We start from the raw sequence: 17320 nt of genomic DNA, 5'->3' as shown, positions 1-17320 counted from the left end.
TTCCGCGATGCGGTCGACCCGTTCCAGCAGGTCCCGATCGTGGCTGACGACGATCAGGATGCCGGTGCGCCAGGAGTCGACGGCGTCGTAGAGCCTGCGGCGGGCGAACAGGTCCAGGTTGTTGGTCGGCTCGTCGAGGAGGAGGACGTCCGGGCGTTCCAGGAGCAGCGCGGCCAGGCGCAGCAGGACGGTCTCACCGCCGGACAACTGCCCGACGGTGCGGTCCAGGTCGACGGCGCCGAGACCCAGGGTGCCGAGGGTGGCCAGGGCGCGCTCCTCGACGTCCCAGTCGTCGCCGACCGCCGCGAAGTGCTCCTCCCGTACGTCTCCGGCCTCGATGGCGCGCAGGGCGGCCCGCCGCTCGGCGATGCCGAGGGCGGCGTCGACGCGCAGTGTGGTGTCCAGGGTGATGTTCTGCGGCAGGTAGGCCAGGTTTCCGCCGACCGAGACGGACCCCTCCGAGGGGCGCAGGAGTCCGGCGAACAGACGCAGCAGGGTCGACTTGCCGGCGCCGTTGGCCCCGGCCAGACCGGTGCGTCCCCGGGGGACGGTGAGGGAGAGCCCGTCGAAGAGCTTCGTGCCGTCGGGCCACCGGAAGGTGAGGTTGGAGGCTGCCACGGAGGCGCCGGGCGCGGTGGGATGGCTCATGTGGTTCTCGCAGTCGGAAGCAGGAGGAACGGGGGGGCTTCGTATGCGAACAGCACGCGGCGACCCGGCCGGGGCCGGAAGGTGGTGGGAAGAACAGTCCTGAGAAGGTGAGGGACGGCTCAGCACCGAGGTCGCATCCACGCGGACGTCACGGGCGGCAGAAATGCCGACAACGTCGTGACGGTGTACGGGCCAGGGCCGTACCGCGCGATGATCGCGGACCTCAGATGCGCAACGTCCACCTCAATCGGAGACAACAGGACCCGCTCAGCGTAGCCGAGGATCTTGCCGGGCGTCGAGGGGATTTGTTCAGGGAGCGCTCTGCGGCGCCGGGGCGGGCGAGGCGGCGGACGCGGAGGTGCCCTGGCTCTCCTGCGAGCCCGGCGCGTCCGAGGAGTCCCGCCGGCCGGGCAGTCGGACGCCGGGTGGCACGACGGGGGTACGCCGGAGCGCGAGAGTGCCGAGGACGGCGGCGAGGCCGGCCAGGGCGAATCCGTAGGGCGGGGTGGCGCCCATCGGGTGGGTCTCGTACACCAGCGCCGCGGAGAGCACGGTCAGGACGGCGGAGAGGCGGCCGTACTGTTCGGTCGCGGCGACCACGGCCATGCCCCACAGCAGGTACCAGGGCTGGACCATGGGTGAGAGGGCGACCAGGACGAGCAGGGAGACGCCCAGGGCGTGGGCCGGTGTCGTGCTGCCCCGCATCGCACGCCGGGCCAGCACGACGATCACGACGAGAGCGGCCGCCAGACCCAGCGTCTGGACGGCGGACTTGACCGGCTCCGCGTCGACGCCCAGGAGCAGCCGGGCCAGCTCCCCCAGTCCGAGGCCGATGTCGCTGGTGACGGAGAGGGCGGTGTGGATGTTCGCGGCGACGCCCTGGGTGTGGAGCCAGCCGAATCCGGTGCCGCTGATCAGCGTGGCCCCTCCGGCGACCGCGCAGGCGATCAGACCGGGTGCGAACAGTCCCTTGGCCCAGCGGCGCCACCAGGGGCCGGTCGCGGACGCGTGCACGAGAACCCCGATGAACAGGAGTGCCACGGCGGCCGGGGACTTCACCATCATGGCGAGGCCGACCACGGCACTGCCCGCGATCCACCTGCCGCGCAGCGCGAGCACCAGGCCGGCGAGCATCAGGCCGATCATCAGCCCGTCGTTGTGCACGCCGCCCACCACGTGCATCAGCAACAGCGGGTTGAGAGCTCCCAGCCACAGGGCGCGGCTCTCGCTGCGGCCGTGTTCGCGGGCCAGGCGGCGCAGGGACCAGACGATCAGGGCGAGGGAGACGAGCGCGACGAGCCGCAGGGCGAGGACGGCGGGGACGATCGTTCCGCCGGTGATCCAGGCGACGGCGGCGCAGAGCATCAGGAAGAGCGGTCCGTACGGGGCCGGGGTGTCGCGCCAGTGGTTGCCGACGCTCGCGGCGGCGTCGCCGCCGATTCCGCCGGGGTCAAGGGCGGAGGGGCCGACGGTGTAGACGTCGTGCCCTTCGACGACCATCGCGCCCTGCGCGATGTAGCTGTAGACGTCGGCGCTGTAGAGCGGGGGCGCGAGCAGGAACGGAGCCGTCCACCAGGCGAGGGTGGTGAGGGTCTCGCGGACGGTGGAGGCGGTCTTTCCGTACTGCCACCAGGCCACGAGGAGGACGGTCAGTCCGACGTACGTGAGGACGGCCGCTGCCGCCTTCGTGGCGGATCCCTGGTCGGTCCACAGACCCCAGGGGTCGTGGACCGGCAGCTTTCCGGCGAACCAGCCGCCGACGACGATCGCCAGAGATCCTGCCGCACCCAGCCGACGGTGCCCGACCGCGCTCAAAGCCCACATGACCGGCCAACCTATCGGACCGTCGTGGTCCGGCCCGCAGCCCCTCCCCCGGCTTGCCCGGCGTCCTGAGGGGTGGCACCCCGCCGCATCGGCCCCGGCCGGTCGTGGGGACGTTCGGCGCGGCGGGGCCCAACGCCGCAGCCGCGTAAATCTGTTGGCGTCCGAGGACGGGCATGCCAGGCTTCACCCATAACCAAAGGGGCGTAGCTCAGCGGCCAGAGCGGCGGTCTCCAAAACCGTATGTCGCAGGTTCGATTCCTGCCGCCCCTGCCATCACCACCCGGCCTTTCACCGCACGTCGCCGCGCCAGTCCCACTGGTGGCTGTCCGGCGACCGCGGCCCGTACTCGGCACGTCCACCGGGCCCGTAGGCGCCGATCTCGGTGACCAGCCCGACGCCGTCGCGCAGGTCCGCCTCGCCCCAGTCGGTGACGTCCAGCAGCAGCCCGTCGAGCGGGCCGCCGACCAGCTCCCGATAGTCGTGCCCCGGCCTCGGCCCGGGGCGGGGGTCGTCGTGGTCGGTGCCGTACACCCGTCGCTGCCTCATCAGCTCGTCCATGCGGGCAGCATCCCACCGGGCACTGACAACGGCTCGGTACGAGGGTCCATCCGGCCAGGCTCGGCCGCCCGACCCCGCCGGTCCGGACCGGCGGGGTAGCGACCCCCGGAAAATGGGGTGTGCGCCCGCCCGTCGGCCGTGAAACGCTCCACCGATGAGCCTTCCACCGCGCCTGATCCCGTTGCTGGAGCAGTTCGACTTCGCCTGTGAGCGGCTTCTCGCCCGCCTGACCGGTCCCGTCATGGACAGCGGCAACGGAGTCGACGTCGGCGTCACCCCGCTCGGCGACGACGAACACCTCTGGGAACCCGTGCCCGACTGCTGGTCGGTACGCCGTCGCGGCGACGGCCCCGGGGCGCGGGCGACCGCTCTGGCAGGAACCGGGGAGTGGGGGCGGGACTCGGCTGAATCCCCGCACCCGTTCCCTCCGCCGTTCACCACCATCGCGTGGCGTCTGAGCCATCTCGCCGAGATGCTCACCCTGCGTGCCGATCACACCAGTGGCAGCAGGGCGCTCACGCGCGACGGCTACCGCACTCCGGGTGAGGCCACCGGGGCGGTGACCGCTTTCGGGACCGCGGCCGCAGCCTGGCGCGAGGCCCTGCTCAGCGCTGACGACACGGCCCTGGACACCGTCGGGTACAGCACCTATCCGAACGGCAGCGACGCCGAGGATCCCTTCCTCGACATCGTCTGGTGGGTCAATCAGGAGGTGCTGCACCACGGTGCCGAGATCGCCCTGCTCCGCGATCTGTACCGCTCCCGGCCCTCCTGAGCCTCACCCCGGTGGCGTCCTGGGCCTCACTCCGGTGGCTACGGGAGCGCGGAGGCGCCCGCGGTCGCCGCTCCGGGGCGCCCGCCATATGATTCAGGGACATAACGCACCGCGGAGCGGCACATGAACCGGCGTCGGACTCCCCGCTCAGCAAGCGCCGAAGACCTGCTCAACACCCTGCAGAACCTCACGGCCCGCGCTCGGCGCGAGGTGGAGTTCCACCAGGCCAGGGTCGAACTGGCGCAGGCGCTCCAGCGCGAGATGCTTCCGTCCGCCCTGCCCACGCTCCCCGGTCTCCAGGCCGCGGCACGCTACGCGCCCGCCCGCCACGGCCTGGACATCGGCGGTGACTGGTACGACGGTTTCCCGCTCGCGGACGGGGCCCTGGGCTTCGCCATCGGCGACGTACAGGGACATGATGTCGAGGCCGCCGCTTTCATGGGGCAGGTCCGCATCGCGATGCGGGCCATCGCGGGCACGGTGTCCGATCCGGGCGAGGTCCTGGGGCGGACGAACGACCTCCTGGTGTCCGTGGACTCGGGCCTCTTCGCGACCTGCACGTTCATGCGTCTGGACCCGACGACCTGGCAGCTGCACAGCGCGCGGGCCGGGCACGTGGCGTCCGTGTGGGCCACCACGGAGGGCCGGTCCGGTGTCACGGAGGACCCGGGCGGCCTGCCGCTCGGCATCGAGCCCGGCGAGGTCTATCCCGTCACCCGGCGCACCCTCGACTCCGACGGGGCGATCGTGCTGCTCACCGACGGGGTCGTCGAGGGGCCTTCGCTGCTGATCGAGGACGGCCTGGAGCGGGTCCGGCAGCTGGTCGCCGCGCACGCCGGGGCGAGCGCCGCCCGGCTGGCCGACGAGGTCCTGGGCGCGACGGAGGTGACGGGGCACGAGGACGACGCCGCCGTACTGGTCCTGCGGCATGCCGCCGCCCGCCGCGGACCGCGGTGACGCCTGCCCGTACCGCGCGTGTCACCTGCCGGGTCCCGCCGCGGTCGGTGTCTGATGAGTGGTGTGATCCGCACCGAAAGAGCCAGACGTCGGGCCGTGTACATGGCGCAGATCCTGGGCGTGGCCGGCGCCTACTACCTGGTGGGGCATCTCGGGCTGATGCGCCAGGTCGTCGTGGACGGCGCGGTGGTCACACCTCTGTGGCCGCCCACCGGCATCGCTCTGGCCGCGGTGCTGTGGCTGGGCCCCCGTGTCTGGCCGGGTATCGCGCTGGGCACGCTGGTCACGGTCTCCGAGATCGGCGACGCGTTCACCCTGAGCCGTCTGGCCATCATGTTCGGCAACACCATCGCCCCGCTCGCCTCGTACGCCCTGTTGCGGAGGGTCGGCTTCCGCAGTGAGCTGGTGCGGCTGCGGGACGGGGTCTGTCTGGTCTTCCTCGGCGCGTTCGCGGGGATGCTGATCAGCGCCTCCATCGGGAGTCTGACACTGCTGCTCGACGGCAAGGTCCCGCCGGGACGCTTCTGGCTGGTCTGGTCGTCCTGGTGGGCGGGGGACGCGATGGGGGTCCTGGTGGTCACCCCTGTGCTGCTGGTCCTGCGCGGGGTGCGGTGGCCGCGCCCGTCCGACCGGTGGCTGGAGGCGTCGGTCCTCGCCGCCGTCGTGGTCGTGTCGTCGCTGATCGCCACGCGCAGCTCGCTGTCGATGATCTACCTGGTGTTCCCGGTGATCATCTGGGCGGCCCTGCGCTTCCAGCTGCCCGGCAGCGCTCCGTGTGCCCTGGTCGTCTCGGTGCTCGCCATCATCGCCGGTACGGATGCCGTAGGGCCGTTCGCGGGGCACAGCCTGATGGAGATCATGGCCAATCTCTCCGTGCTCAACGCAAGCGTCGCGCTCACCGCGCTGCTGCTCGGGGCCGTCGTCGCGGAGCACAAGAACATCCGCCGCGAGACCGAGTACGCCGTCGAGGAGCTGGAGGCCCTGGTGGAGCAGCTGGCACCGCTGTCGGGGCCGGCGGCGGGGCGGTACGAGGACAGACCACGGCGGCACGGACCGCTCGACGGCGGCCCCCAGCCTGATCACCGCTGAGGGCTGCCCCGCGATTCCGGGCGGCCGCACCCGTACCCCGGAGGGGTGGGCGCGCCGATGTTCAGTACGGCAGGGGGCGACCGGACGGGGTTCGCAGATCGAGGGGCGGGGGCCCCGAAGGGGGCGGGGGACGACGGACGACGACTCGGATGCGGCCCATTGCCACCACCTCCTCCTGGTCAACCGGTATGTGCCCAGTCGACGCGGCTTCACACTTCCCGTCCCCTCCCGTCCCACCTGTCGGCGTCCTCGCCGTGCCCGGCGCGGATGCGGGCGGTGCCCGGTGCGGTGACCCTTGATGTGGGGGGGCGCAGAGTCGACGAGGAGGACGCATGTCCGCACTGGACAAGATCAAGAGGATGCTCAAGGGCCATGAGGATCAGGTAGGAAAGGGCATCGACAAGGGCGGCGACATGGTCGACGACCGTACGAAGGGCAAGTACAAGGGGCACGTCGACACCGCCCAGGACAAGCTCAGGCAGCAGTTCGGGACGGACCGTGACCAGGGCGGACCGCCCCGCGCCTGAGCAGCCCCGCCGGCGACCGGGCGGCCGCCACCTGTCCCGCGCACCGGTCCGTGCCACGGAAAGTGATCCGTGGCACGGACCGGTGCGCGGGGTACGTCGGGCCCACCGCGCACACCGCCGCCACAAGGGCCGACGATGCCCGTTCCGGGTGGCGGCGTCGAACGTTTCCGGGGTTGCCCGCCGGATTCTTGTTATTGTCCCGCCCGCACCGCATCTCCCGAGTGTGGGAAGTGACAGCACCGGACCCCGGAAGAGTGAGCACAGCATGGGCAAGGATCACCCGACGGTCTTGATCGCGGCGGCGCAGGGCGGCGACCAGCAGGCCAAGGACCAGCTCGTCTCGGCGTACCTGCCGCTGCTGTACAACGTCGTCGGACGCGCGCTGGACGGTCATGCGGACGTGGACGACGTGGTGCAGGAGACGGTGCTGCGTATGCTCCGGAGCCTGCCCGAACTGCGCGACCCGGAACGTTTCCGGTCCTGGCTGGTGGCGATAGCCATGAACGAGATACGCACGCACTGGCGTGAGCGGCAGTCGGGTGCGCTACCGGCGGACCGGCTGGAGGCGGCGTACGACCTGCCGGATCCCCGGGCGGACTTCGTCGAGGTGACGATCCTGGAACTGGGCCTGACCGGCCAGCGCCGCCAGGTCGCGGAAGCGACGCGCTGGCTGGACGAAGACGATCGCGCCCTGCTGTCGCTGTGGTGGCTGGAGACCGCCGGGCATCTGTCCAGGGCCGAGGTCGCCGCCGCTCTCGAACTCTCCGCGCAGCACACCGCCGTACGGGTGCAGCGGATGAAGGCACAGCTGGAGGCGGCGAGGGTCGTGGTGGGCGCGCTGGCGGCCGAACCGCCGTGCGTGCTCCTGCAGGACATCGCCGTCGGCTGGGACGGCGTCCCCTCCGCCCTGTGGCGCAAGCGGCTGGCCCGCCACGCCCGCGAGTGCACGGTGTGCTCGGGACACCGCTCGGGGCTCGTGCCCGCCGAAGGGCTGCTGGTGGGACTCGCGCTGGTCCCGGTGGCCGCCGCGGGGACGGGGGCGGCTCCCGAACTGCTCAGCACGGCCGCACACCTCCAGGCGCCCGGTCCGGGCTCGCACGGCGCAGGTGCGGGGCGCGCGGAGCGCAGACGGGTGCAGGCCCGGCGGCGCCGTCGTAACTCGGCCGTCGCCGCCGTCGTCGCGGTCGCCGCTCTGGGCACGGGTGGCGCGGCGGTACACCTGTACACCGACGGCGACGACCGGGACGCGACGACCGTCACGGCCGACGCTCCGGCCCCCCGTTCCGAGGTGCCCACGCCGGCCTCCACGACGTCGTCCCCCTCCCCCTCGGCCTCCGCGTCCGCCTCGCCCAGCGCGTCCCCGTCGCCGAGCCCCTCGCGTACGCCCAAGGCCAAGCCGAAGCGGAGCACCCCACCACCGCCCGCGCCCACCACCGCCGCCCCGGTCCCGAAGCCGGACCCGCCCGCGCCCGCGCCGCCCGCCCCGGCGGGGACCGCCGGCCAGGTCACCGAGCTGGTCAACACGGAGCGGGCCAAGGAGGGCTGCGGCCCGGTGACCGTGAACGATCAGCTCAGCACGGCCGCACAACGGCACTCCGCCGACATGGAGGCCAAGGACTACTTCTCACACACCTCGCAGGACGGCAGGGACCCCGGAGACCGGATCACGGCCGCTGGGTATCAGTGGTCCACCTACGGCGAGAACATCGCCAAGGGCCAGCGGACCCCGGCCGATGTGATGCGGTCCTGGATGGACAGTCCGGGACACCGCGCGAACATCCTCAACTGCTCCTTCAAGGAGATCGGTGTGGGGAAGCAGGACTCCGGCGGCGGTCCGGTGTGGACGCAGGTGTTCGGGGCCCGCTGAGTCCACGGGAGGGGCGGCAGCCGGGAAGCCGAGATCCCGGGGCGGCGGGTGCCGCGCCGGGCTTCGTGAACGCGGCCGGAGTGAGCAGGTCACCCCTAAAATGCGGCCATGATCGCTGAACTGGACTGTGTGGTCCTGGACTGCCCGGATCCGAGGAAACTGGCCGACTTCTACGCGTCCTTGCTCGGGGGCGAGGTCGACCTCCCCGACCGGCGATGGGGGTGCGACGAGGACTGGTCCACTCTGCACACGCCCGGCGGACTCGTCCTCGCCTTTCAGCGGGTGGCCGGCCACCGGCCCCCTCGCTGGCCCGACCAGGACCCGCCCCAGCAGTTCCACCTGGACTTCGGCGTCACCGATCAGGAGCGGGCGCACGGCGAGGCCCTGGCCTGCGGGGCGTCCCCGCTCGACACCGGGGACGCGGGGCGCGGCTGGCGTGTGTACGCCGATCCCGCCGGGCACCCTTTCTGTCTGGTACGGCGCTGACCGCTCCGGCACCGCTCGCGCACCCCGGGCCCGTCCGGTGCGGCCGTCGACCGGCCGCACCGGATCCCACGCGATCCCAACGGATTTCACCGAGGGGTCAGCGCAGGACCAACGCCAGCGCCGTGCCGAGGCAGGCCGCCACGCCCACAGCACCGGCCGAGACAGCCACGCACCGGGCCCGGAGCCGGGCGTAGCGCCCGGCATACTCAGCGCGCAGTTCGTCCGCACGGTCCCGGATACGGGTGAGCGACTCCCGGGAAGCGGTGACGCGTTCGGCGATGAACACCCGCTCGACGTCCTCGCGCTGCGCCGTGGTCAACCAGGGCAACTGGCCGGTGAACCGGCGCGCCTGCCGCCGCGCCCGCTCGACCTCGGCGTTCCAGAGCAGAAAGCCCTCCAGCTGCGCCAGCCCCCGGGCGCCGTCCTTGTCGGGTTTCACCCCGTCCTCCTCTCCGTCGCTTCGTCAGGGCCGGGCCGCATCTCACTCGTGCCGGTCCCCCGGGGCGACGATCGTGGAGTTCTGGGGGCGATTGGTGGCGCCTTCCAGGGAGCGGACAGCCGGGTGGTGTAGGTCGAACGCCGGGGATTCGGAACGAATCCGCGGCAGGGTGACGAAGTTGTGCCGGGGCGGCGGGCAGGAGGTGGCCCATTCCAGCGAACGACCGTAGCCCCACGGGTCGTCGACCTCGATCTTCTTGCCGTACTTGGCGGTCTTCCAGATGTTGTAGAAGAACGGCAGGATCGACAGTCCGAGCAGGAAGGAGGAGATGGTGGAGATCGTGTTCAGCGCGGTGAATCCGTCGGCGTCGAGATAGTCAGCGTAACGGCGCGGCATGCCCTCGGCGCCGAGCCAGTGCTGAACGAGGAACGTGCCGTGGAATCCGACGAAGAGCGTCCAGAACGTCATTTTGCCGAGCCGTTCGTCCAGCATCTTGCCGGTGAACTTCGGCCACCAGAAGTGAAATCCGGCGAACATCGCGAACACCACGGTGCCGAATACCACGTAGTGGAAGTGGGCGACGACGAAGTACGAGTCGGAGACGTGGAAGTCCAGGGGCGGTGAGGCGAGGATGATCCCGGTCAGGCCGCCGAACAGGAAGGTGACCAGAAACCCGACGGCCCAGAGCATCGGGGTCTCCATGGAGAGGGAACCCTTCCACATCGTGCCGATCCAGTTGAAGAACTTCACGCCTGTCGGCACGGCGATGAGGAACGTCATGAACGAGAAGAACGGCAACAGCACACCGCCCGTGACGAACATGTGGTGCGCCCACACGGTCGCGGACAGACCCGCGATGGCGATGGTGGCCGCGACCAGGCCGATATAGCCGAAGACCGGTTTGCGGCTGAAGACCGGGAAGATCTCGGTGACGATGCCGAAGAACGGCAGGGCGATGATGTAGACCTCGGGGTGGCCGAAGAACCAGAACAGGTGCTGCCAGAGCAAGGCGCCGCCGTTGGCCGCGTCGAAGACGTGCGCGCCGAACTTGCGGTCGGCCTCCAGCGCCAGCAGGGCCGCGGCGAGGACCGGGAAGGCCAGCAGGACCAGCACACCGGTCAGCAGGACGTTCCAGACGAAGATCGGCATGCGGAACATCGTCATGCCGGGTGCGCGCATGCAGATGATCGTGGTGATGAAGTTGACCGAGCCGAGGATCGTGCCGAAGCCGGAGAAGGCCAGACCCATGATCCACATGTCGGCGCCGATGCCCGGTGAGCGGACCGCGTCGTTGAGCGGGGCGTAGGCGAACCAGCCGAAGTCCGCGGCGCCCTGCGGGGTGAGGAAGCCGGCCACCGCGATGAGCGAGCCGAAGAGGTACAGCCAGTAGGCGAACATGTTCAGCCGGGGGAACGCCACGTCGGGCGCGCCGATCTGCAGCGGCATGATCCAGTTGGCGAATCCGGCGAACAGCGGCGTCGCGAACATGAGCAGCATGATCGTGCCGTGCATCGTGAACGCCTGGTTGAACTGCTCGTTCGAGATCAGCTGGATGCCGGGCCGGGCCAGTTCGGCCCGCATCACCAGCGCCAGGAGCCCTCCCACGCAGAAGAACGCGAAGGAGGTGACGAGGTAGAGCGTGCCGATCGTCTTGTGGTCCGTCGTGGTCATCCACTTGATGACCACGTTGCCGGGTTCGCCGCGCCGTACCGGCATTTCGTCCTGGTCGGCGGTATCGGTCTCCACCGGTTGCGAGATGCCCCTCGTCGTCACTACGACGCTCCTTCGGTCGACGGCCCGTGTGGACTCGGCGACCAGAATGGACCCGCGGCGATCAGTGCGGTGGGACATCCTTCCCCGTCCGGGGCTTGCGGCCGACAAGGACACTCAAATGGCCTACGGCGAACGCTTCGGCCTCGGTCGGCGCGACCGAAAGGGGATGCCAACGTCCGGGGGCCGATCGAATATTCCCGAGCTGACTCCGGAATAGCTTCTCCGACAGCGGAGTTGGTGAACCGACAGCACCACTTCCCACTCCCTCACTTCGCTGCTCGTCCCCACTGCTCCCACTCCTCTCCCATCCTGTCCACGCGGCAAGCTTCGAAAGGTCGGATTCATGAAGATCGGCATCATCGGCGCAGGCAACATCGGCGGCAACCTCACGCGTCGTCTGACCGCCCTCGGGCACGAGGTCGCGGTTGCCAACTCCCGCGGTCCTCACACGCTCACCGCCCTCGCCGAAGAGACCGGGGCGAGGCCGGTGACAGCGTCTGAGGCCGCGCTCGGCGCCCAGGTGGTCGTCGTCACCGTGCCGCTGAAGGCCGTGCCGGATCTGCCCGCGGGATTTCTCGACGGTGCCGCGGAGGGCGCCGCGGTCATCGACACGGGCAACTACTACCCGCAGCAGCGTGACGGTCGCATCAACGCCATCGAGGACGGGCTGCCCGAGAGCCGGTGGACGGAACAGCAGATCGGTCACCCCGTGATCAAGGCGTTCAACGGCACGTACGCCCAGGACATCCTGGACCGGGGCCGTCCGCAGGGCACTCCGGGCAGGCAGGCGCTCCCGGTGGCCGGCGACGACTCGGCGGCCAAGCAGGCGGTGCGCGACCTCATCGACGAGTTGGGCTTCGACACGGTCGACAGCGGCGGCCTGGACGAATCGTGGCGCCAGCAGCCGGGCACGCCGGTGTACGGCAGCCAGGGCGACATCGACGCCATCGTGAAGGCTCTCTCGGAAGCGTCGCAGGAACGCACTGCGGAGTGGCGCGCCTGACGCCGGTCGTCGCGCGGGAGAGACGACCGGGCCAACGCTCCGGCCGAGTGGGAAACGGGGGTACCCGCCCGGCCGGAGCGTCCGCCGCCCTCAGACCACGCCCGTCACGGTGATCCGCACCGAGACCACGGGCTCCCCGGGCAGCGCGGCGACGACCGCGGCCCGCACCGCCCGGGTGATGTCGAGCGCCCGGTGGCCGCGGCACAGGACGAACCGGATGTCGATGTGCCAGCCGTCGTCCTCGTCCCGGCCGACCCGCACTCCCGGCGCCCTGTTCCCGCTCTGTGGGGCGCGGAACGGAGTGCGCTCGGCGATCCGAGCGCGCAGCAGGTCCGCCACACCGGGGCGCAGGAAGGCGACGCCCGGCACGCCGCGAGCGGCCTCGGCGGCAGCGACCGCCACCCGGTCCCTGCGTGTGACCGCGGTCATCGCGCTGCTCCCGTCCCGTGTCCGTCGGCCAGTCCGTCAGCGTGACCGCTGGTGGCCGCTTCCGTGCCGTCGTCCCCTTCGCCGTGCACATGGTGACCGACATCTTCATAGAGGATGTCGAGGGTGTCGGCGCTGTCGAGGATGTCGACGACCAGGACGTCGGTGGTGGCGAGGCGGATGCCGATGTCCCGGTCGGCAACCTCGGCGACCCGCGCGCGCACGGCGTCGGCCAGGTCCCGCAGGGGCAGGCCGAGGCTCGCCGCGACCTCGACCCGGATGTGCAGTTCCCCGGTGGGATCCGCGGGGTCGAGGGGGGCGATGCGGCAGCTCCCGGCGCGCACCCCGGGCAGTCTGTCGACCGCCTCCCGCAGTATCCGTGCGACCGCGGCCTCGACCATCCAGTGGTCCTCCCCCGGTTCTCCCAGCGGCAGTGGGCGTCCCGGGCGCATTTCGAGCCGTACGAGGTCCATGACCCTAGCCGTTATGGCCGTGGTGTCCGGGGGGCCCGGCTCCTGATCACAGGTGTGACGTACCGCGTCGCCGAGGCTCGTGAGATCGGCCAGGGCGGCCGAGCAGAAGGGGCAGGCGGCGAAGTGGGGGTCGCTCGCCGAGCGGCCGGTGTCCCAGGCCTCCCAGACGTCGGTGAGCAGCCGCCCGCAACCGAGCCGCTCGTCCTCCTCCTCGTACCGGCTCTCCTCCGGCCGGTCCGGATTGGCGCTCATCGCCATGCGCTCATCGCCTCCGTCAAGGAGCGGCGCGCCCGGAAGACCCGGCCGCGGACCGCCTGCAGACTGATTCCGACCGTTCCCGCGATGCTCTCGTACGACAGTCCCTGCATCTCACGCAGCACCCAGCACACGCGTTGTTCGGGCGAGAGACTCGCCATCGCCTCGGCCAGCGCGTCGACGGCCGCCCGGGACTCCACCGCACGGGCGGGGGACGCCTGATGCTCGGGGGCGGCCTGTTCCGGGACCGAGTCAAGGTCCGCCGCCGGTCTGCGGGCTCTGAGTCGGTTGAGGCAGCGATTGGTGACGATGCGGTAGAGCCATGTGTGGAACGAGGCATCCCGGCGGAATTCGGGGAGTTTACGCCAGGCGCTCACGAAGGCGTCCTGTACGGCGTCCTCGGCGTCCGCCCGGTCGCCGAGAAGCCGCGTCGCCAATTGCAGCATGACCGGGCCATGTCTGCGCACGAGCACCTCGAAGGCCACCTCGTCCCCCTCCCCGGCCCTCACGGCCAGCAGCGCCTCGTCGGCCGCCACGGCGTCCGGCACGCGCTCCGTCAGCTGATTCCCGTCACCGGGCACGGACCAACTCCTTCCCCACTCATTTCCACGACGCTCGCTCCTGGTTCTGCACGCGTCCGGCGCACGGCCCCGCACATATCTCTCCACGTGCCCTCGTGACCGCTTCTCGTTCGTTGGACACACCGCGGGACCGAACGTCACGCACTCACATTCCCTCGTCTGCACGGCACGGCGGACCACCGCCCACGTCGCCCGGCTGCGCCCGGCTGCGCCCGGAAAATTCTTCCGCGAACCCGCGTAACGAATCGGCGGACAGCGTGTCCAACGAGATGTCAGGCAGAACGAGCCGAGCGAGACGCGAGGAGTTTCCATGACCACCATCCAGCCAGCAGCGACCGTTCCCTCCGCGGGAGCCGCTTCACGGACGGGTTCGACGAAGCAGAGCGGCTCCGCGGGCGGGACCACCACACTCGGCAGCGGGGCCACCGGGGCGGCCGAGCCGGCGGCGACCCGGGGCCGTACCTCCATCGCGGACACCGTCGTCGTGAAGATCGCGGGGATGGCGGCCCGGGAGATTCCCGGCGTCCACGACATGGGCGGCGGCCTCTCCCGCACCCTAGGCGCGGTGCGCGACCGGGTGCCTGGCGGCCGGCCGAACGTCGGGCGAGGTGTCAAGGTCGAGGTGGGCGAGCGCCAGACCGCCATCGACCTCGACCTTGTCGTCGAGTACGGCGTCGCGATCACCGATGTGGCGCACGATGTCCGCGAGAACGTCATCGCGGCGGTGGAACGCACCACGGGCCTTGAGGTCGTCGAGGTCAATGTGACGGTCAACGACGTGCATCTGCCCGAGGACGACGACGAGGCCGCCCCTTCCGAGACCCGCGTGGCGTGACGGCGTGACGCGGCAGACGGATGCGTCCGGCCCGGAGAGCGGTGCGCCGGGCCGGGGTGTGTACGGCGCGGCGGCGGGCATGGCGCTGGGGTTCGCCGGTTGGTTCGGCGGGTTCGGAGCCTTCCTCGTGGTCGCGTCGCTCGGCGCGGTGGGCTGGTTGGCCGGGCACCTCGTGGACCGGGGCACCGGCCTGCGCGAGTTCCTGGACACAATGGCGGGGCGGCGGCCATGACGGTCCCCGCCGCCGGGCGTGGCACCACGACGGTGGCGCCCCGAGCAGTACGGCGGATCGCCGAGCGGGCGGCGACCGAGGCGCTGACCGAAGGCGGCGCGGTGACTCGCGCCTCGGCTTCGGTGCGCGGAGCGACCGCGCGGGTCACGGTCGGCGTCCGGCTGCCGTATCCGATACAGGCAGATGAAGCGGCCGGTCGAATCCGGGAACGGGCACAGACCCGGACCGCGGCCCTGACGGGCCTGTCCGTTCCGCACGCCGACATCCGGATCGACGCGCTCTCGGTGCTTCCTCTGCCACCCGGCCGGAAACCTTCGGACGGTGAGCCACCTGGGCCAGATGATGCGGCGCGCACGGCGGAGCACACCGTACGGAGCGGTGGCCGGGGCAGCCGGATCCGGGCGCAGCGCCGGATTCCTGCGGTGCTGACGGCGGCCGTTGCTGCGACCGGCTGTGCGCTGCTCCTGGTGGACGTCGTCGCAGTCCGGCTCGGCGGCACACCCGCCGCCTGGCGGATGTGGCTGGTCGACTGGGCGTCGACGCACGGCCCGACGGACACGGCGGTCCGCGCCGGCGGGGCGCTGGCCGCGCTGACCGGCGTCTGGCTGCTGGGGTACGCCCTGCTGCCGGGTCACGGGCGAAGACTGACGATGGCCGCGCCCGCGCCGCGACTGCGGGCCGTGCTCGACCGTTCGGCCGCCGCCCGGGTCGTCCAGGATCGGGCCGCCACCGTGGCCGGAGTGGTTCGGGCCCGGGTGAGTGTCCGGCGGAGGCGCGTAAGAGTGCTGGCAGAAGTGGGCTACGGCGACCCGGAGCAGGTGCGGGCCGAGGTGCTCCAAGTCCTTGAAGCGACCTTGCCGGAGCTGGGTCTGGTGCGGGCTCCGGCGCTGCGGGTCAGCATGCGAGTCCGGCGGGAGCCGCCCGGGCAGCCGCCGTCCATCGAGGAGCCGGCGGAATGCATGGCTGGTTCGACGACAGCGACACCGGCACCGGCACCGGCTCCGGCTCCGGCTCCGGCTGAGCTGATGAGGGAGTGAGGGGATGTCGGTGAACAGACGTGGCGTGGTCAATCGGTCGCTGCTCGGCGCCTCCGGGCTGTTGCTGGTGGCCTGCGGAGGCTGGCTGGCCGTGGGCGACGGATCGGCGTGGATGCCGATGGTGGACCGCGTCCCGCACTGGTGGCCGGTGCCCGCGGCGGACGGGGTGATGCTGGACCGCGGACTGTTCGCACAGCTCCGGGAGAGCGGCTGGTGGGGCCCTGCATCGATCGCCGGGCTCACCCTCGTTCTGGCGCTGCTGGTGTGGTGGTTGGCCTGTCAGGCGCTGTCGGGCAGACCCCGGTGGGCGGTGCTCCCGCAGGCCGGGCCGGTGTTGCGCAGGCGTGCGTGGGAACGGGCGATGACGACGCGGGTGGCGGCGTTCGACAATGTGGTGCGTGCCCGCGTGCGTCTGGTGGGCCGGCCGCTGCGGGCGGTGGTGACGGTGGTCGTGGAGCCCGGAGCCCGGCCCGCGCAGGTCGTGCGGTCGGTGGCCGGGGTCGTCACGGAAGCCCGTGACAGCGGCGGCATACGAAGCCTGTCGGCCGATGTACAGGTCCGGGTTGCGAACCGCCGGGAGCGGCGCACGCGCTGAGCCGCCGGGACCCGGGGGCCAGGAGCCGGATCGTGTCACGGTGGGCCGGCCGCAGCGCTCACAGATGTGTGTGGTCTGCGCTCAGGAGTTGCTCCCACCCGCCCCCCCCCCCACAGAATCTACTCACGAGTAAGGTGTGAGTTCCGGGATGTCGGCCCACGGCCCGTACGACACCCGGGCGTGTCCATCGACGGCCGTGGACAAGGGAGTCGCGCCATGCCCCGCACCATGTCCGTAGCGGACAGCATCGTCATCGACGCCACCCCAGCGCAGGTCTACGAGCAGCTCAGTGATCCCACGGCGATGGGGCGTTGGAGCCCCGAGAACCGTGGTGCGACCGTGAAGGGCGATCGGCGTGGTACGTACGTCGGCATGGTCTTCGAGGGGCGGAACAAGCGCGGGGCGGCGCGCTGGACGACACGGTGCACGGTGACGGCGGCCGATCCCGGCGAGCGCTTCGCCTTCCGGGTGCACGCGATCGGTCTGCGACGCCCTCTGCTCCCGGGGCCGATCGCCACGTGGGACTACCGCTTCGAGGCGGTGGACGGCGCGACCCTGGTCACCGAGACCTGGACAGACGACCGGCGTCGCTGGCCTGACTTCCTCGCCCATGCCTTCGACCGGGTCGCCACGGGCGGGAAGACCTTCGCGCAGTTCCAAGGCGGCAACATCCGGACGACGCTGACGCGCCTCAAGGCGGCCCTGGAGGAGGACGTCCGGGGAGGAACCGGAAGTTAGCGCATCTCCCGCAATCTTGAGGCTCAGGCTTGGCCTTCGTCGCCGCGGCGTCGGCGAAGTGCCTAAGGGCTGTCCCGTAATCCCTGGCGGGCGCGCGACGACAGCTACGGCACCTCGCCGCGTTGTCGGAACGTCCCCATACATCCAGTATGCGGACGTCCCTCCGCCTGGCGACGCACCGCATCCGACGCCGCACGCAGAT

General features: G+C 71.3%; 19 protein-coding genes, 1 tRNA gene and 1 pseudogene. 13 read left to right on the top strand and 8 right to left on the bottom strand.

Annotated features, from left to right (window positions below):
• Positions 1-48 precede the first annotated feature (48 nt).
• Both OG245_RS36445 and mptB read right to left on the bottom strand, forming a co-directional pair.
• Positions 49-648: pseudogene (locus tag OG245_RS36445) on the bottom strand (ATP-binding cassette domain-containing protein); the annotation flags it as partial.
• A gap of 309 nt (positions 649-957) precedes the next feature.
• Complete coding sequence (mptB, locus tag OG245_RS36440; protein WP_371627611.1) at positions 958-2472, bottom strand: polyprenol phosphomannose-dependent alpha 1,6 mannosyltransferase MptB; 1515 nt, start codon at positions 2470-2472, stop codon at positions 958-960.
• 197 nt (positions 2473-2669) lie between these two features.
• Here mptB and OG245_RS36435 point away from each other — a divergent pair.
• Positions 2670-2745: transfer RNA gene (locus OG245_RS36435), tRNA-Trp, on the top strand.
• A gap of 15 nt (positions 2746-2760) precedes the next feature.
• Here the strand turns inward: OG245_RS36435 and OG245_RS36430 are convergent.
• On the bottom strand, positions 2761-3030 hold the full coding sequence (locus tag OG245_RS36430) for a hypothetical protein (protein ID WP_371627610.1): 270 nt from the start codon (positions 3028-3030) through the stop codon (positions 2761-2763).
• Between the two features lie 154 nt (positions 3031-3184).
• On the opposite strand from OG245_RS36430, the gene OG245_RS36425 reads away from it, so the two are divergent.
• The 6 genes from OG245_RS36425 (at position 3185) to OG245_RS36400 (ending at position 8731) form a co-directional block, all read left to right on the top strand.
• Complete coding sequence (locus OG245_RS36425) at positions 3185-3805, top strand: DinB family protein (RefSeq protein WP_371627609.1); 621 nt, start codon at positions 3185-3187, stop codon at positions 3803-3805.
• Positions 3806-3928: 123 nt separating this feature from the next.
• On the top strand, positions 3929-4762 hold the full coding sequence (locus tag OG245_RS36420) for a PP2C family protein-serine/threonine phosphatase (protein WP_371627608.1): 834 nt from the start codon (positions 3929-3931) through the stop codon (positions 4760-4762).
• Between the two features lie 63 nt (positions 4763-4825).
• A complete protein-coding gene (locus OG245_RS36415; protein ID WP_371627607.1) occupies positions 4826-5851 on the top strand; it encodes an MASE1 domain-containing protein in 1026 nt (341 codons plus the stop codon).
• A 332-nt stretch (positions 5852-6183) separates the two neighbouring features.
• A complete protein-coding gene (locus tag OG245_RS36410) occupies positions 6184-6378 on the top strand; it encodes an antitoxin (RefSeq protein ID WP_371627606.1) in 195 nt (64 codons plus the stop codon).
• Positions 6379-6643: 265 nt separating this feature from the next.
• Complete coding sequence (locus OG245_RS36405; RefSeq protein WP_371627605.1) at positions 6644-8245, top strand: sigma-70 family RNA polymerase sigma factor; 1602 nt, start codon at positions 6644-6646, stop codon at positions 8243-8245.
• Positions 8246-8353: 108 nt separating this feature from the next.
• A complete protein-coding gene (locus OG245_RS36400; RefSeq protein ID WP_371627604.1) occupies positions 8354-8731 on the top strand; it encodes a VOC family protein in 378 nt (125 codons plus the stop codon).
• A 97-nt stretch (positions 8732-8828) separates the two neighbouring features.
• Here the strand turns inward: OG245_RS36400 and OG245_RS36395 are convergent, their stop codons facing one another.
• A complete protein-coding gene (locus OG245_RS36395) occupies positions 8829-9170 on the bottom strand; it encodes a hypothetical protein (RefSeq protein ID WP_371627603.1) in 342 nt (113 codons plus the stop codon).
• A gap of 42 nt (positions 9171-9212) precedes the next feature.
• Positions 9213-10886, bottom strand: coding sequence for a cytochrome c oxidase subunit I (gene ctaD, locus OG245_RS36390; protein ID WP_371628087.1), 1674 nt, complete (start codon positions 10884-10886; stop codon positions 9213-9215).
• 400 nt (positions 10887-11286) lie between these two features.
• Here ctaD and OG245_RS36385 point away from each other — a divergent pair, with 400 nt between their 5' ends.
• On the top strand, positions 11287-11946 hold the full coding sequence (locus OG245_RS36385; protein ID WP_371627602.1) for an NADPH-dependent F420 reductase: 660 nt from the start codon (positions 11287-11289) through the stop codon (positions 11944-11946).
• Positions 11947-12036: 90 nt separating this feature from the next.
• Here OG245_RS36385 and OG245_RS36380 read toward each other — a convergent pair whose 3' ends face one another.
• Genes OG245_RS36380 through OG245_RS36370 form a run of 3 tightly spaced genes read right to left on the bottom strand, consistent with a single transcriptional unit; the run spans position 12037 to position 13681 of the window.
• On the bottom strand, positions 12037-12375 hold the full coding sequence (locus OG245_RS36380) for an Asp23/Gls24 family envelope stress response protein (protein ID WP_371627601.1): 339 nt from the start codon (positions 12373-12375) through the stop codon (positions 12037-12039).
• Complete coding sequence (locus OG245_RS36375) at positions 12372-13103, bottom strand: hypothetical protein (protein WP_371627600.1); 732 nt, start codon at positions 13101-13103, stop codon at positions 12372-12374. The genes OG245_RS36380 and OG245_RS36375 overlap by 4 nt, the downstream gene beginning before the upstream one ends.
• Positions 13094-13681, bottom strand: a complete 588-nt coding sequence (locus OG245_RS36370; RefSeq protein ID WP_371627599.1) for an RNA polymerase sigma factor — start codon at positions 13679-13681, stop codon at positions 13094-13096. Before OG245_RS36370 ends, OG245_RS36375 begins: the two co-directional genes overlap by 10 nt.
• A 310-nt stretch (positions 13682-13991) precedes the next feature.
• Between OG245_RS36370 and OG245_RS36365 the strand changes: the two genes are divergently transcribed.
• The 5 genes from OG245_RS36365 to OG245_RS36345 all read left to right on the top strand — a co-directional run bounded on the left by OG245_RS36365 (position 13992) and on the right by OG245_RS36345 (position 17118).
• A complete protein-coding gene (locus tag OG245_RS36365) occupies positions 13992-14516 on the top strand; it encodes an Asp23/Gls24 family envelope stress response protein (protein WP_371627598.1) in 525 nt (174 codons plus the stop codon).
• A 4-nt stretch (positions 14517-14520) separates the two neighbouring features.
• The gene (locus tag OG245_RS36360) at positions 14521-14748 is read left to right on the top strand and encodes a hypothetical protein (RefSeq protein WP_371627597.1); all 228 of its coding nucleotides are present in this window, start codon (positions 14521-14523) and stop codon (positions 14746-14748) included.
• Positions 14745-15785: a DUF6286 domain-containing protein gene (locus OG245_RS36355; protein WP_371627596.1), complete on the top strand. Its 1041-nt coding sequence runs from the start codon at positions 14745-14747 to the stop codon at positions 15783-15785. The genes OG245_RS36360 and OG245_RS36355 overlap by 4 nt, the downstream gene beginning before the upstream one ends.
• 4 nt (positions 15786-15789) lie before the next feature.
• On the top strand, positions 15790-16380 hold the full coding sequence (locus tag OG245_RS36350) for a hypothetical protein (RefSeq protein WP_371627595.1): 591 nt from the start codon (positions 15790-15792) through the stop codon (positions 16378-16380).
• Between the two features lie 216 nt (positions 16381-16596).
• Positions 16597-17118, top strand: coding sequence for an SRPBCC family protein (locus tag OG245_RS36345; protein ID WP_371627594.1), 522 nt, complete (start codon positions 16597-16599; stop codon positions 17116-17118).
• Positions 17119-17320: the final 202 nt, after the last annotated feature.

The organism is Streptomyces sp. NBC_01116, from assembly GCF_041435495.1.
In the GTDB taxonomy this organism is placed as follows: Bacteria; Actinomycetota; Actinomycetes; order Streptomycetales; family Streptomycetaceae; genus Streptomyces.
This window is presented reverse-complemented; position numbering and strand designations above follow the sequence as displayed.